General features: G+C 36.1%; 15 protein-coding genes. 14 read left to right on the forward strand and 1 reads right to left on the reverse strand.

The annotated features are described in order from the left end of the window. Positions 1-439 precede the first annotated feature (439 nt). A complete protein-coding gene (locus JCM19034_RS06735) occupies positions 440-871 on the forward strand; it encodes a disulfide oxidoreductase (RefSeq protein ID WP_062048338.1) in 432 nt (143 codons plus the stop codon). Further along, positions 872-1,333 (forward strand): co-chaperone YbbN, encoded by a 462-nt coding sequence (locus JCM19034_RS06740; RefSeq protein ID WP_062048340.1) that lies wholly within the window; start codon positions 872-874, stop codon positions 1,331-1,333. It abuts the gene before it with no gap. A 60-nt stretch (positions 1,334-1,393) separates the two neighbouring features. On the opposite strand, the gene JCM19034_RS06745 is transcribed toward JCM19034_RS06740, so the two are convergent. Then, positions 1,394-2,617: a helix-turn-helix domain-containing protein gene (locus tag JCM19034_RS06745; RefSeq protein WP_062048342.1), complete on the reverse strand. Its 1,224-nt coding sequence runs from the start codon at positions 2,615-2,617 to the stop codon at positions 1,394-1,396. A gap of 207 nt (positions 2,618-2,824) precedes the next feature. On the opposite strand from JCM19034_RS06745, the gene JCM19034_RS06750 reads away from it, so the two are divergent. The 12 genes from JCM19034_RS06750 to JCM19034_RS22950 all read left to right on the forward strand — a co-directional run bounded on the left by JCM19034_RS06750 (position 2,825) and on the right by JCM19034_RS22950 (position 14,252). Next, on the forward strand, positions 2,825-4,189 hold the full coding sequence (locus tag JCM19034_RS06750) for an MFS transporter (protein WP_231686845.1): 1,365 nt from the start codon (positions 2,825-2,827) through the stop codon (positions 4,187-4,189). 570 nt (positions 4,190-4,759) lie between these two features. Continuing rightward, the gene (locus JCM19034_RS06755) at positions 4,760-4,945 is read left to right on the forward strand and encodes an HU family DNA-binding protein (RefSeq protein WP_062048344.1); all 186 of its coding nucleotides are present in this window, start codon (positions 4,760-4,762) and stop codon (positions 4,943-4,945) included. Between the two features lie 6 nt (positions 4,946-4,951). Then, the gene (locus JCM19034_RS06760) at positions 4,952-5,866 is read left to right on the forward strand and encodes an ATP-binding cassette domain-containing protein (protein ID WP_062048346.1); all 915 of its coding nucleotides are present in this window, start codon (positions 4,952-4,954) and stop codon (positions 5,864-5,866) included. Between the two features lie 5 nt (positions 5,867-5,871). Continuing rightward, on the forward strand, positions 5,872-6,657 hold the full coding sequence (locus JCM19034_RS06765) for an ABC transporter permease (protein ID WP_231686846.1): 786 nt from the start codon (positions 5,872-5,874) through the stop codon (positions 6,655-6,657). 425 nt (positions 6,658-7,082) lie between these two features. Then, the gene (locus tag JCM19034_RS06770; RefSeq protein ID WP_062048348.1) at positions 7,083-8,129 is read left to right on the forward strand and encodes a ring-opening amidohydrolase; all 1,047 of its coding nucleotides are present in this window, start codon (positions 7,083-7,085) and stop codon (positions 8,127-8,129) included. Further along, entirely contained in the window at positions 8,126-9,133 is a 1,008-nt protein-coding gene (locus JCM19034_RS06775) for an amidohydrolase family protein (RefSeq protein WP_062048350.1), read from the forward strand. Before JCM19034_RS06770 ends, JCM19034_RS06775 begins: the two co-directional genes overlap by 4 nt. A gap of 26 nt (positions 9,134-9,159) precedes the next feature. Beyond that, positions 9,160-9,987 carry an ABC transporter permease gene (locus tag JCM19034_RS06780; RefSeq protein ID WP_062048352.1) on the forward strand — a complete coding sequence of 276 codons (828 nt, stop codon included), beginning with the start codon at positions 9,160-9,162 and terminating at the stop codon, positions 9,985-9,987. 1 nt (position 9,988) lies between these two features. Continuing rightward, on the forward strand, positions 9,989-10,783 hold the full coding sequence (locus JCM19034_RS06785) for an ABC transporter ATP-binding protein (protein WP_062048354.1): 795 nt from the start codon (positions 9,989-9,991) through the stop codon (positions 10,781-10,783). A gap of 15 nt (positions 10,784-10,798) precedes the next feature. Continuing rightward, positions 10,799-11,875, forward strand: coding sequence for an ABC transporter substrate-binding protein (locus JCM19034_RS06790; RefSeq protein WP_062048356.1), 1,077 nt, complete (start codon positions 10,799-10,801; stop codon positions 11,873-11,875). 66 nt (positions 11,876-11,941) lie between these two features. Then, positions 11,942-12,565, forward strand: coding sequence for a cysteine hydrolase (locus JCM19034_RS06795; protein ID WP_062048359.1), 624 nt, complete (start codon positions 11,942-11,944; stop codon positions 12,563-12,565). A 26-nt stretch (positions 12,566-12,591) separates the two neighbouring features. After that, positions 12,592-13,458: a PucR family transcriptional regulator ligand-binding domain-containing protein gene (locus JCM19034_RS22945; protein WP_062048362.1), complete on the forward strand. Its 867-nt coding sequence runs from the start codon at positions 12,592-12,594 to the stop codon at positions 13,456-13,458. Between the two features lie 56 nt (positions 13,459-13,514). Next, positions 13,515-14,252, forward strand: a complete 738-nt coding sequence (locus JCM19034_RS22950) for a CdaR family transcriptional regulator (RefSeq protein ID WP_231686847.1) — start codon at positions 13,515-13,517, stop codon at positions 14,250-14,252. Positions 14,253-14,265 lie beyond the last annotated feature (13 nt).

Below are 14,265 nucleotides of genomic sequence, written 5' to 3' on the forward strand. Positions count from 1 at the left end.
TTCAGAAAGTGGTTTACTGTTGCTTCTATTTCACCGACTAGAATTTGTTAATTGTAATTGCTACTTCAATGTCGTTCGCTTGCATTCCATTTGATGGCGAACTTGGTAATCGCTCTACGATAGCGATGTTCCACATGCTAGTAATGATCATTATAGAATGAACTGACTAATAATGTATACCTGTGAATACTAATTGACTAGTTTTATAATAATGGTTTAAATGTATTGACTAGTTTATAATAACTGTAGGGAGAACATGAAATGAAGTACACTTAAGTGTCATAAAATGTTCAAGATCCAATCAAGATCTTTATTTACGGTTGCTAGAGAGAGATATCTGTTATTAATACTAGTGAATGGTTATTCCTATATTGTACTTCTTACGAATAACGTGCTAATTTATAATAGAGGATAGAACAATTGACTATTGAGGTGAAAAATGAAAAACCAATCAATAAATAGCGATCAATTTCTTTTTTTTGCATGGGGAATTTCTTTGATCGCAACAGCAGGGAGTCTTTATTTTTCGGAAATTGTCGGCTATATTCCATGTGAGCTCTGTTGGTATCAACGTATTTTTATGTATCCGTTAGTTATTATCTTAGGTGTTGCAGTCGTAAAGAAGGATGTGAAACAAGCCTTATATTCTGCTATTTTCTCTAGTATAGGAGTCGTTATTGCCCTTTATCATTATTTAGTGCAGAAGGTGCCAGCAATGAGCCAGCTGGATTCTTGTGGATTAGTTCCTTGTACGGGCCAGTATATTAATTGGTTAGGTTTTATTACCATCCCATTTTTATCTTTGATTGCGTTTAGTCTTATTTTTATTATCAGTTTCGTCATTCTTGTAAAAGAAAGGAATTTAAATTAAATGAAAAAAGTGGTCATATTCTTACTAATTGTGATTGCCATTTTTGGAGCTTTAGCGATTGTCAATCATATTTCAACAAGTCAAAAGGTTGAAGGTAACCCATACGGTAAAACAAATTTAAATCCTGCTACGATAGATCAATTAGATAATCCAACTTACCAAAATATTATTCTTCCGGATGATCTTGAGATAGCAATAAACAACGGTGAATCGATGACCGTTTACTTCTTTCAACCGACATGCCCAGCCTGTGTAGCTACGTCGCCTATTATCGTGCCGATGGCAGAAGAACTAGGGATTGACTTAAAGCTGTATAATCTGCTTGAATTTGAGGATGGTTGGATTGATTATGATATAGCTGCTACACCAACAGTAGTACATTTTGAAAATGGAGAAGAAGTAAGCCGCATTGGATATGTAGAAGAAGATCTATATCAAGAATGGTTTGAACAAATTAATTAGTGTAAAGCTACTAATGAGCATATATCGTTAGTAGCTTTTTTGTGAATTTGTTTTTATATCTTATAATCTCTGACTTTGACGATATTTACGTGGTGTTACCCCAACAAATTTTTTAAATACTTTTGTAAAGTGGCTCTGATCATGGAAATTAAGCCAAGTATATATTTCAGAAATAGTTGTATTTGTATAAATAAGTAATCGTTTTGATTCTTCGATTTTTTCACGGATAATATACTCACTAATAGAGATACCGACTTCTCTTTTAAATAGTGTTGACAAATAATTCTCGTGCATGTTTACTAATTCTGCTAATTTCAGTAGCGTTATTTTCTCATACAAATGCTGGTATATGTAAGACTGACATTTGAGGATAGGGGGTGAATATTGTCTTCGCTTCGTTTCACTTACTTTTTCAGTAAAGGTATAAAGAGCCTTATTCATTAATTTGAAAGCATCCTTAGAATGTTGTAATTCTTCTAGTTCTTGTATGAACAAATCACTCATTGTATAAGCCGTCTCAGGATGGACACCTCCTTCAATAGACGCTCTTGTAGCCAGAGTAATGACTGATATACTTAAATTTTTCACGTTACGTAAATGGCTCTTCTTGGATAGAACTCCTGCTCGGCCATCAGGTCTATTAAGCCATTTAGTTAGTTCTTCCTTTTGACCATCTTTAATGGATTGCAAAAGTGCTTTTTCCCAACTGTACGTATTATGAAATGAGTTCTCTTGTCTGCTTTTTGAAACAAGAATGTCAGGGTTTTCTTTTATGATAGTTTCACTTTCGTCTATATTATGACCAATAATATCTTCTAGTTTGACTTTTTCCGAGGTAATCATGTAAGTAACTAACATTCCAAGTTGTATTAGTTTGGATTTTTTTACTATTTCTAAAGAGTGATAATAATAATCCAAAGTTTGATATTTCACTTTTAAATGAAGGTCGTGAATCAAACCTTGGATATTATGTTCGGACAATTCATATTCGAGTGTAGGTCCTAAAAGCCAAATTCCTTCATGTTTTTTTCCAACTTTCAATGAGATGAATTGTTCAAAATAGGGAGTTGACTTATACACTGGTTGATAAGATGGATCTCCATGAAAGGATAAAGATTTGAATAACTCACTGCGTGTTGCATAAATTGGGTTAATCACTACAAATTGCGGGTAACTAATGATCGTATTATCGCTATTATTTATATATGATACAGGTATTTTAAGCGTTTGATAAATTAGTCGACCAATGTAGTGAATATCTTGGTAAGACGATAAATGTTTCATTTAAAACACCCTCCTGTCCCATCAACAATTATGAAAACGCATACAAAAATAGAATTAAATTTACAATAATTATGAGAATTATACCATAATTTATTAGATGCAGCGATTACAATATGATCAATCAATCGTGAAGGAGGTTTGCAACGGTTCGTAATATGTTCACTAACACATCAAAATTTAGACATTGTTATGATAGGGGGAAGTGAAATGGCAGGAGCATTACGTAAAGAAGAAGAGAATTTTGCAAATGGAGGCAGTCCTTCACAAGGCAGTAATATAAACTTTAAAGAAAAGTTTGGTTATGGATTAGGGGACTTAGCCAGTAATTTGGTCTTTGCGGCAGTATCATCCTTTTTGTTGTTTTATTATACGGATGTAGCAGGTGCATCTGCAGCGATCGTTGGAACGATTATTTTAGTTTCGAGATTTTTAGATGGATTTACGGATATTGGAATGGGAGCTTTGGTTGATAAGACAACGTCAAAACATGGAAAAGCTCGTCCATGGCTTTTGTGGATGGCAATTCCATATGCAGTATCTGCATTTCTTTTATTTACTGTTCCTGATTTTGGTCCAGTTGGTATGCTTATCTATATCGCAATTACGTATAACATTGTTCATATTATTTATACAGCTATAAACATTCCATACGGTGTTTTAAATGCCCGAATTACTCAAGATCAATACCAGCGTTCGTCTTTAAATATTTTCAGAATGTTTATGGCTGTTGTTGGTTCAATAATCATTATGAATGTAACAATCCCGCTAGTAGACTTTTTTGGTGGTGGAAAGCAAGGCTGGTCAATTACATTTGCTCTTTTTGGAATCCTAGCTGGTATTCTGTTTCTTGTTACTTTTTTTTGGACCAAAGAGAGAATTGAAAACGTACAACAATCAAAGAATACCGTTTCACTAAAAGTTGGTGTGAAATCATTATTAAAAAATAAATATTGGGTATTAGCAGTTATTTTTGCCTTAGTAATATATACAGGTAACGGCCTTGGAGGAGGATTAGGTGTATATTACGCTCAATACATTTTAGATAATCCGGCATTAGTAGGCCCGCTAGGATTAGCAGGAATGTTCCCTGTAGTCATTGGCTTAATCTTTGTTGGTCCAATTATAAAAAAATTTGGTAAACGGAATTCAATGATTGGCGGTTTATTGTTTGGACTATTAGGAACTGTTGTAATATTAATTGATCCAACTAATTTCTTATTTGTCTTAATAGGTTCTGTCATTCGAGGCATTGGTGGAGTACCAGTAGCAGCATCGTTTTTTGCCATGCTTGCTGATACAATTGAATATGGTGAATGGAAAAGTGGGGTGCGTACGGAAGGTCTTGTTTACAGTGCTGGAAGCTTTGGTACAAAGGTTGGTATGGGCTTAGGAGCTGCTATTATGGGCTGGTGTCTAGCTGCAAGTGGTTATGTAGGTGGAGCAGTGGAGCAGTCTAGTAGTGCTATTACAATGATTGTATTTTTGTTTGTCTGGGTTCCTGTTATTTTTACAGTTATACAGCTTACAATCTTAGCTTTTATAAATTGGATAAAATCTATCCAAGCATTTTGAAAGAATTAAATGAAAGAAAGAATGGATGATTAGGAATATATAGTTCATAAAGCCGATAATGGAGCTGGGTCTCCTTATTGGCTTTTTTCATTAAGATTGGAAGCACGTATCCTGAATGGATTTGATAAGTCTTGGATAATATGTGTCCTAAAACTAACGATGTAATGATAAGTAATTTTTTTAGAAGGTTTACATGTAGTGTTGACATGTAAAATAAAACGATGGTAACATTTCTATAGACCGACAGTCGGTCTATAGGTGAGGTGATTTATTGAGGGTAATAAAAAATACAGTACAACGGTGCAATGAAAAAAACGAAAGGTTTTGCTGGAACGACTTATCAAGACATATTGGGGGAAATAGGAATTGCTAAAGGGACGTTTATTACTACTTTCAATCGAAAGTGGAAGTAATGGATGGGATTGTCAGGTGCTTTATAAATAAGGGAGTTACGGACGTTGAACGCGTCGCAAAAAACTCGGGTTTAAAAGTTCCTGAATAACTTTTTCATATTCTAATGTCACAAAATCAAGATGATCAAAAGATGCAAATTAGAAGGAGATGATTCAAATGAATAAAGAGGAATTGGTACATCTAGTATCAGGACAGTCAGGTGTAGAAAAAGATATTTGTGAAAGAGTATTAAACGCTTTTGAAGAGGTGCTAAGTGACGAGTTAGCCCATTCAAAGGGGTTTGGGGATGCTCTGGATAAAGTACAACAATTAGTAAGCTTTTTCAATAAAAGGAAAGGGTGATTTACGTTGGTTCCGATTATCGTTGTCGATGATTTTGTAAAGAAATACGGCAACTTTACGGCCGTTGATCATGTGTCCTTTGAAGTGGAAAGTGGTACTATTTTTGCTTTCTTAGGGCCTAATGGGGCAGGAAAAAGTACGACTATAAATACGCTATGTACGATTGTTGATAAGAACGCTGGTACGTTATTAATTGATGGAAAAGATGTAAGTGAGCAGAAGGAAGAAGTGAGAAAGATGATTGGCGTTGTTTTTCAAGATTCTACATTAGATGCAAAAATGACTGTTGAAGAAAATTTAATGATGCATGGGCACTTTTACAATATGTCTCGAACATTAATGAAGGAAAGAATAACATTTGTATTAGAGTTGGTTGAAATGCTTCCATGGAAAAAAGCGATGATTCAACAACTTTCAGGAGGGATGAAGAGAAGAGTTGAGATAGCGAGAAGTCTTTTGCACCTTCCAAAGGTGTTGTTTCTAGATGAACCGACGACAGGTCTCGATCCTCAGACGAGAGCGAATATATGGGAGTATTTAATCAAGCTTCAAAGGGAGCATCAGATGACGATTTTCTTAACGACTCATTATATGGATGAGGCTGAAATCAGTGATCAAGTAGCCATTATGGATCATGGAAAAATTGTTGCACTTGATACTCCACAACGATTAAAACAATTGTACACGAAAGATAGAGCTGCGATTGTGAGTGATGATCCAGTTAAATTTGCTGCAGTGTTAACTGACGAAGGCTTTCGTTACGAAAAGAATCGAAATACATTCAATATTGAAGTTGAACATTCTTCACAATTAATCCGCTTTTTAACAAAATACCAGCCGCTAATTTCTGATATTGAAATTAAGAAAGGAACGTTAAATGATGTCTTCCTTACGATAACAGGTAAAGAGATGAGGGGGTAAATAGAATGCGAGTCGTGTTTGCATTGTGGAGTCGACATGTACGATTGTTTATACGTAATCGTGTTCAACTCGTACTTATTTTGATTATGCCAATTTTCTATTTGTATCTATTAAGTGCTATTTTTCAAAGCACACAAATTACAAATACGGTTAGTTATGTATTAGCAGGGATCATCATTATTGTCGTTTTTCAAACCTCACTAAATATTGCGACTTCGACGATTGATGATATTGTTTCAGGTTATATGAAAGAAATTTTGGTAAGTCCGGTAAAACGAGTTCAAATTGCGATTGGACAAATTTTAGCATCAACAACGATAGCAACATTTCAGGGGATCATGATTTTAATAGTCGGTGCCTTTATTGGTATGACTTATACTTCAGTGTTTACGCCAATTGCATTAGTTGCGTTTATGATATTTGTTGGTCTTGTGTTTTCATCGTTTGGCCTCTTTTTAGCAGCATCGATAAAAAATGCACAAACATTTCAAATTGCTTCAACTGCTATTACGATTCCGGTTACGTTCTTATGCGGTGTCTATATACCTCTTAGTTTACTTCCAGAAGGGCTACAAATGTTGGCTTTATTTAACCCAATGACCTATGCCGCCTCTTTCTTTCGTACCCTTAGCTTAGAAAAAATGTCTCAGCCAATTGATGAATTACTCGTTGAACAGCTTGCTTTTGAAGTTCATACTTTTATCATTACACCACAAATGAGTATTTGGATCATTGTGGCGTTTCGGTTTACTGTTTTTAATCCTTTCAACCTTTGCTTTTTCAAAAGTTGATTTTTCAAGTATGAACCGTGGAAACGTTCAAAAAGATATATTCCAACAATAGTAAAGTTAGATTGTCACATAAAATGAAGTGTTGATATGAAATGAGAAAAAGTCAATTTAACTCTGTTCATTATCAGATGAGGGAGAAGTGTTTGTTCTAATTAAAGGTTTTTTATATCAAATATTTATATGAACTAGAAGACAGAGTCATAGATGCTCTGTCTTTTTTGTGTCGGTAATGATACAACGCTTGGTCTTTTTCAGTAGATAAACTTACAACAAAGTAGAAATAATCTGACGAAACACTATAAAATTATCAATATTCAACAAAAAAGAAATTCAATTATGTCAAGTTGCCCTAATTAATCTCTGTTTTCTAAGTGCTAACATAATGTCATAGAAAAAAAGCTACTAAGAAAACAGAGGTGGTACAGATGAACTATCAATTAATTCGCTGTGATATGGAGCATCCAGGTGATGTATCCTCTTTACAATCGTTACTAGAGAAAGGGAAAGTGAAAGCAGAAACAATTAAAGCGATCATTGCACAAACAGAAGGAGACGGCTATGCAAGAGGGTATGCGACTTTAGCGTTTCAAAATCTACTATCTTCATATTTAGAAATAAGTAAAGAGGACGTTTTTGAGCAAATTCCAATGATGATGATTGGGAAAACAGGTGGTTTAATGACGCCGCATTATACTCTTTTTATCAAAGAGGACGATTGTATTGAATGGGTTTCAGAAGAGAAACGATTTGCCTTCGGGGTGGCATCGACACCGATTTTGAAACGTAATGAAATAGGCACAGTAAAGCAAGTTGATTATGTGACTGAAGCAGTAATACAAGCGATGAAAGAGGCAAATATCGATTCTTTTGAAGATGTGAAATGTGTGGAGGTGAAATGTCCGTGGGGAGACGGAGGGAGTTTAGCGAAGGCCGCTTCAGCATTAGGGTCTGCCATTGCTTTAAAGGAGATCGAACGTCATAAAGTTTCTCAGGATAGCTTAAATCAAGATCACTCTCTTTTTTCTTTAAAAACCTCTGTATCTGCCGGGCAGGAGCAGGTTTCCGCTCGTGTTATCGTTATGGGAAATTCACGTTCCTCCTCAAGTGATTTATACATTGGGGCTGGTGTAATGGAAGATGCTCTTGATCTGAATGGGTTAAGAGAAGCCTTTGTAAATGCTGGATTAGAAGGCGGTACACCTTTATCTGATGAGGAGAGGGAAAGGGTTGTCCAAGTATTTGTAAATGCAGGAGCGGATGCACTGTCTACCGTTCGCGGAAAGCGGCATACAATGCACACCGATGCATTAGCAATGCATTCAGGTATATTAGCGAAAGCTGTTGCCAATGCGGTTGTTGGTAGTTTCGTTGGGGAAACGCGTATTTTATGTTCAGCTGGATCTGAGCATCAAGGACCACAAGGTTCTAATTTAGTTTCACCTGTTATTCGCGTAAAGGGGGATGCTCTATGAAATTATCAGGTTGGATGAACTATCACGCTCACATTGATAAAGGGTTCTTACCTCCGCCCTTTCGTTATAAAGATGCACCTGCACCAACTCGAGCAGAATGGACACGAGAGGCAAAAATGTTGATGACCAAAAAAGAAATAAAGGAAGCAGCTGAAAAAGCATTAGCGAAAATGCAATATTATGGAACCGTATATGTACGGACTCATGTTGATGTTGATCCATTATTTGAATTAAGGGCGGTTGAAGCACTGAAGGAATTACAAGAAGAATGGAAAGACCGGATTGTAATCGATTTGATCGCTTTCAATCAAGAGGGATTTGATCGTTATCCTGAGACTGAAGTGTTATTAAAAGAAGCAGTGCAGTTAGGTGTTCAAGGGATTGGTGGACATACAAGTATGGATCAAGAAGGCCAGAAACATATTGACAAAACGATTCAATTAGCTTCTCTAGCCAATCTTGATTGGATTGAATTTCATACAGATGAAACAGGTCGGATTGATGATTTTAACCTTCCTTATTTAGCAAAGGTGACGAAGGAACATGGACTTGGCTCAAAGGTTACGGCCATTCATTGTTGTTCACTTGCTAACGTTGAAGAAAAAGTAGCGATGGAGGCGATAGAAGCAGTTGCGGATTCAGGAATGACCGTGACAACTTGTCCAACCGCGATTGCAACACGATCTTTAACTCGAGTAAAGGATTTAGCTAATGCTGGAGTAAAAATTCAGATTGGTTCAGATAATTTACGTGATCATTTCAACCCGCTAGGAAGTGGCAATATGCTGCAATACGGTCAATTGCTTGCATATGTACAGCGTTTTTACGAGCCTGAGGAAATGAGTGAAATCATCAATTGGCTGTCAGCTCGGCCCGATCTAGAAACGGTGCAAGAGAGGTTAAAGGAAATTAAATATTATCCGACGTATGATCTAAAGCTCAAAAGTGAATTGTTAGCCGAGGCACCAGCACCTGTATCACTTAAAGCGCAGGTTGCTCTGTAATCTTTATTTGAAGGGAGGATACGTAAATGGAGAGTAAGACAGAAGTGGCTATTATGAAAAAAATAGATAGGAGTGAAAAACGAGTTGTGACAATTCCTAGATTTGTTTGGGCGTTGCTTACATTATTAGGTGCAGTGGTAGTATGGCAAATGTTGACGATTTTATTAGATATACCGAGTTATCTTTTGCCATCTCCTTTAGATATTGGGACACGATTTGTACTAGATTTTCAAATGTTATTTTCACATTCAATCACGACAGTGACAGAGGTGTTACTAGGGTTTAGTCTAAGCCTAGTCATCGCCATCCCGCTAGCAATTTCAATCGTCTATTCTCGTTATCTGGCTAATTCCTTATATCCAATTTTAATCGGAATTCAATGTATACCGATGGTATCGATTGCACCAATTCTAGTCATTTGGTTTGGCTATGGTTTAACGACTAAAATATTGCTTGCCTGTTTAATTTCATTCTTCCCAATCGTCATTAACTCAGTTGTTGGCTTTCGGTCATTGGACAAAGATATGCATGATTTAGGAAAATCAATTGGTATCTCAGAATGGAAGGTTTTCTTCTATCTTCGCCTCCCTAACGCTTTACCTCACTTATTTGGTGGGTTTAAAGTAGGGATAACTTTAGCAGTTGTTGGTGCAATTGTCGGAGAGTTTGTTGCTTCTGAGCATGGGCTTGGCTATTTACAGTTAACCGCAAATGCCCGGTTAGATACGCCGCTTGTGTTTGCAACATTAGTCGCACTAGCGATTATCGGGATGCTATTATTCAGTATTGTTCATCTATTCGAACGAATACTTATGCCTTGGTACCACGAAAATAAAGCCGGAGGAGGGAGATAAAATGGCTATTAAATTAGATCTAGCAAATGTCGGAAAAGTATTTCAAACGAGAACCGGAAATGTCGAAGCATTAAAAAATATCTATCTCTCGGTGAAACCAGGAGAATTTCTATCTGTCGTTGGTCCAAGCGGTTGTGGGAAAAGTACCATCATGAGAATTATTGCGGGACTTGATCGACCAACAAGTGGAAATGTGTACTTGAATGAAGAGCCACTTGGTAAAATTGCTAATGGCGTCGCTGTTGTCTTTCAAAAGGATGTTCTACTAGCATGGAGGACAATTTTAGATAATGTTTTATTTCCACTCGAATTAAAGGGGATAACGTGGTTTGATCGACCTAGCCGGCAAACGAATCGTTCAAAAGCATTAGAATTGTTAGAGTCAGTTGGATTAAAAGGATTTGAAGACAAATATCCACATGAGCTTTCAGGTGGTATGAGACAACGGGTTGCCATTTGTCGTGCTCTTATTCAAGATCCCAAGCTTTTACTGATGGATGAACCTTTCGGAGCACTAGATGCGTTAACTCGTGAACAAATGATGTATGACTTATTAAAGTTATCTGACAAATATGGATTTACGACTATTTTTATTACTCATAGCATAGAAGAAGCGGTATTTTTATCAGATAAGGTTGTTGTTATGTCTGGGAGACCTGGAACTATTTTAAAGGAAATACCAATAGAATTGGAACGACCAAGAAGTAGCGAATCACGAGCAAATTCATATTTCAATACACATGTCCGTGAGATTCGCTCCATCTTCCAATCACAAGGGATTTTAGCTGAAGCATAAAAGGGGGAAATAATTATGAAAATTTTTTTAAAATTCTTACTACTAATGCTGCTATTGATCGTAACATTAGCTGCTTGCGGTAAAAGTGATGCCATAGAGAAGACAGAAGATCAGTTATCTGGTATGAATGATTCGAATGAAGAGATTGGCGAGGGTAACACTGGAGATGGAATCACAATTGGAGAACCTGAAGTAACAAATGTAACATTACGGTTAAATTGGCGCTTTAAAGGCGAATTCTCACCATTTTTTGTTGCACAAGAGAAAGGTTTTTTTGATAAATATGGCTTGAATGTGGATGTGCTAGAAGGTAATGGTTCAACTAGTACGATGCAAGCTGTTGCTCAAGGACAGGATGATTTTGGTGTTACTTCAACCGTTGAGCCATCACAGGGGCTCGTTGAAGGAATGCCTATTAAAATGATTGCTTCCTATATGAACCGTTCTCCAATCATGATTGCCTCACATCCAGATACACCAGTTGAGACACCGAAGGATTTAGAAGGAAAAAGCATTGCGATGGCGATAGCCTCAACTTTTACAAATGTGTATCCATTTTTCTTAGAAAGTAATGAAGTTGATGAATCATTAGTTAATTCTGTACAGGTTGAAAGCTCAGCTCGCAACGGCTTGTTTTTAACTAAAGAAGTTGATGCGGTTGCCATCTTTTCGACAAACGAATACCCGCTCTTTGAGAAGGAATTAGATGTAGAGTTAACGTCACTTTATTTAGCAGATTTTGGCTATGACTTAGCTGGTTTAACATTGATCGGAAATGAGTCGTTTTTAGAAGATAATCCGAATACGGTGAAACGGTTTTTAGCTGCTATTGATGAGGCGTTTGAATATACACTTGCTAATAAAGAAGAAACTGTAGAATTAGTGATGGAACTTTTCCCGGATGCGATGGACGCCGAAACAGCCCTTATGCAGCTAGAATTTCTAGAAGAAATTGCTTTGTTTGAAGACGTACCTTATGGATGGATGTCAAAAGAGAATATGGAGGATACGTTAGATATTTTAGAAATAAGTGATTTAATTTCAGAACGTTATGACGTTGAACGCTATTTCACAAATGAATTTTTTGAATAAAAGAAGAGAGGTTCAAAGGGAGAATCCCTTTGAACCATTCGTCCTATATAGCAGGAGGAGATAATTTTGCCATATGATTCAAAATATTTATGCCAAACGTTGCAATCAGCTTTAGTTGTTGTTGATATGCAAAATGACTTCGTCGCAAATGGTGGTGCTTTTCATCAATCGGGATTTTGTGTTAATCATTATCAAGCACTTGAACCGATCATTATTTCCTTGATCGAACGAGCACGTAATGAGAACATACCTGTCATTTTTTTAAGAATGGTCCATACAACAGAAAATGATAAAGAAGGTGCTTGGGTTCAAAGAAGAAAAGCTAGAAAACATCCTAATAGCTGTCGAGAAGGAACATGGGGGAGTGAGTTTTATCATAAATTGCAGCCTAAGTTTGGTGATTATGTAGTTGAGAAGCATCGGTACAGTGCTTTTTTAAATCCTGCATTTGAGGAACTATTACAATCATTACATATAAAAACGTTAATACTGATAGGAATTAATACGAATACATGTGTCGAATCAACGGCAAGAGATGCCCATCAACGTGATTATCATGTTGTAGTAATTAAAGACGCGACAACGTGTGCGTTTAAAGATGCTTATCAGCCTTCTCTTACAACAATTGAGCGACATTTTGGTATCGTCATTTTAAGTGATGAATGGCATGAATTATATGGGGTAAGGTGAATCTAATTCGGTTGGAGGTGGTTCAGGTGACTGATGTAATGAATCGTCGAGGATTAACAGTTAAAGGATTGCTTGAACTTGGACCTTTAGAAGGAGCAAGACTTGTTGCGGGGAAAGAAAACTTTAATCAAGTGATAAGTCGTGTAAATATCATTGGCTCTCCTGATGTATTAAATTTTGTTAGACCGCAAGAATTTATTATGACGACAGGCTATCCATTTCGTGACCAAATGGAAAAGCTTGTGGCAATGCTGCCTCAATTAAAAGAAAAAAATGTAGCAGGGATTGGCATTAAAGTTCAACGATTTATTCCAGAAATCCCACAAAGCTTTATTGATAAGGCTAATGATTTGCAATTTCCTGTAGTTGAGATTCTACCAACAGCAGTATTTTCAGATATTGTTAGGGTTGCGATGGAAGAAGTATTTTATCAAGAGTCTGAGCACTTAATTACGTTATATAATCGCGTTCAAGAATGTACAAAAGAAATTGCAGCTGGCAAAGATATTAAAGATGTCATTTATCTTTTAGAAGAATTGGTCGGTAATCCAGTGGTCGTTTATGATTATGAACGAAAGATTATTGCTCCGTTACTAGAAGAAGTATTGGAAGATTATGAATTAAAAAAAGTAGCACAATTATTAGAAAAAAAGGCTGGTAGTGGATTAAGGAAAATAACGATTAGAGATGAAACATTCTCAGCCATTGCGATCCCGCTCATAGCTGATTCGACATTGAATCATACTGCATTTATTGCTTGCATCGAAACGAATTATGAACTAACAGAAGTAGATTGTTTAACGATTGAAAAAGTAAGTACGTTGTTAAACATGGAACTTGCAAACATTGCTGCGAGAAATAAAATTGAAAAAAATATATTAACCAATTTTTAAAAGATCTACTATTAGGGGAAATAACTTCTGATGTGGATCTGGAAGTTAGAACGCAAATGTTAGAATTAGATTTTGAAAAAAAATGGTTTCAAGTACTTGTGATTGACGTAGAAGACAAAACGATACTAAAAGAAGAATTTTCTTATATGATTGCGACGTTATCGAAGGCAATAAAAGGGCAACTGTTTGGAACGGTTTTATTAGGTGAATTTACTTTATTATTAATTGACTATACTCAAAAGTCGCTGCACAAAAGTTTCGTTTCCATTAAAAAAGAAGTGGATCGCTTCATGAGCTATAAAAATATACAAGATCGCTATACACTATGTGTTGGTGATGAAGTAAAGACGATCAAGGGGATTCATGAAAGCTACAATCGTGCTGTTAAGGTGAACTCAATCCGTCAACATTATACGACAGAGCAAAAGGTTATTCATTATCAAGATTTACATCTATTTCGATTGCTCTATTTAATTCCAGAAAATGATGAGCTAGTTCAATATACTGAAGAAATTTTAGGTGTATTAGAAAAAGCGTCAAAGAAATCAGTTAACTATATTGAAACACTTGAAGCTTATTTTCAAGCAAACCGCAATATTCGTCAAACAGCAGAAGATCTGTACACGCATTACAATACGGTCGTCTATCGTATGGAAAAAATTTCGTCGTTATTAAATGCTACGATTGATGATCCGGAAGTAAGTCTAGAATTACAAGTTGCCTTGAAACTTAGAAAAATGAAACAAATTCAATCAGAAAAAGTAAGACCGTTTGTTCATCAGAAGTATTCTTAGCAGGCTATAGGAA

The organism is Bacillus sp. JCM 19034 (genome assembly GCF_001310635.1).
Classification (GTDB): domain Bacteria; phylum Bacillota; class Bacilli; order Bacillales; family Bacillaceae_D; genus Halalkalibacter.

Excerpts from the sequence above, each read along its gene's own strand:
- JCM19034_RS06745 (WP_062048342.1), bottom strand. The coding sequence starts at position 2,617 with ATGAAACATTTATCGTCTTACCAAGATATTCACTACATTGGTCGACTA.
- JCM19034_RS06770 (WP_062048348.1), top strand. The coding sequence starts at position 7,083 with ATGAACTATCAATTAATTCGCTGTGATATGGAGCATCCAGGTGATGTA.
- JCM19034_RS06790 (WP_062048356.1), top strand. The coding sequence starts at position 10,799 with ATGAAAATTTTTTTAAAATTCTTACTACTAATGCTGCTATTGATCGTA.
- JCM19034_RS06740 (WP_062048340.1), top strand. The coding sequence starts at position 872 with ATGAAAAAAGTGGTCATATTCTTACTAATTGTGATTGCCATTTTTGGA.
- JCM19034_RS06765 (WP_231686846.1), top strand. The coding sequence starts at position 5,872 with ATGCGAGTCGTGTTTGCATTGTGGAGTCGACATGTACGATTGTTTATA.
- JCM19034_RS06775 (WP_062048350.1), top strand. The coding sequence starts at position 8,126 with ATGAAATTATCAGGTTGGATGAACTATCACGCTCACATTGATAAAGGG.
- JCM19034_RS06755 (WP_062048344.1), top strand. The coding sequence starts at position 4,760 with ATGAATAAAGAGGAATTGGTACATCTAGTATCAGGACAGTCAGGTGTA.
- JCM19034_RS22950 (WP_231686847.1), top strand. The coding sequence starts at position 13,515 with ATGTTAGAATTAGATTTTGAAAAAAAATGGTTTCAAGTACTTGTGATT.
- JCM19034_RS06780 (WP_062048352.1), top strand. The coding sequence starts at position 9,160 with ATGGAGAGTAAGACAGAAGTGGCTATTATGAAAAAAATAGATAGGAGT.
- JCM19034_RS06785 (WP_062048354.1), top strand. The coding sequence starts at position 9,989 with ATGGCTATTAAATTAGATCTAGCAAATGTCGGAAAAGTATTTCAAACG.
- JCM19034_RS06735 (WP_062048338.1), top strand. The coding sequence starts at position 440 with ATGAAAAACCAATCAATAAATAGCGATCAATTTCTTTTTTTTGCATGG.
- JCM19034_RS06750 (WP_231686845.1), top strand. The coding sequence starts at position 2,825 with ATGGCAGGAGCATTACGTAAAGAAGAAGAGAATTTTGCAAATGGAGGC.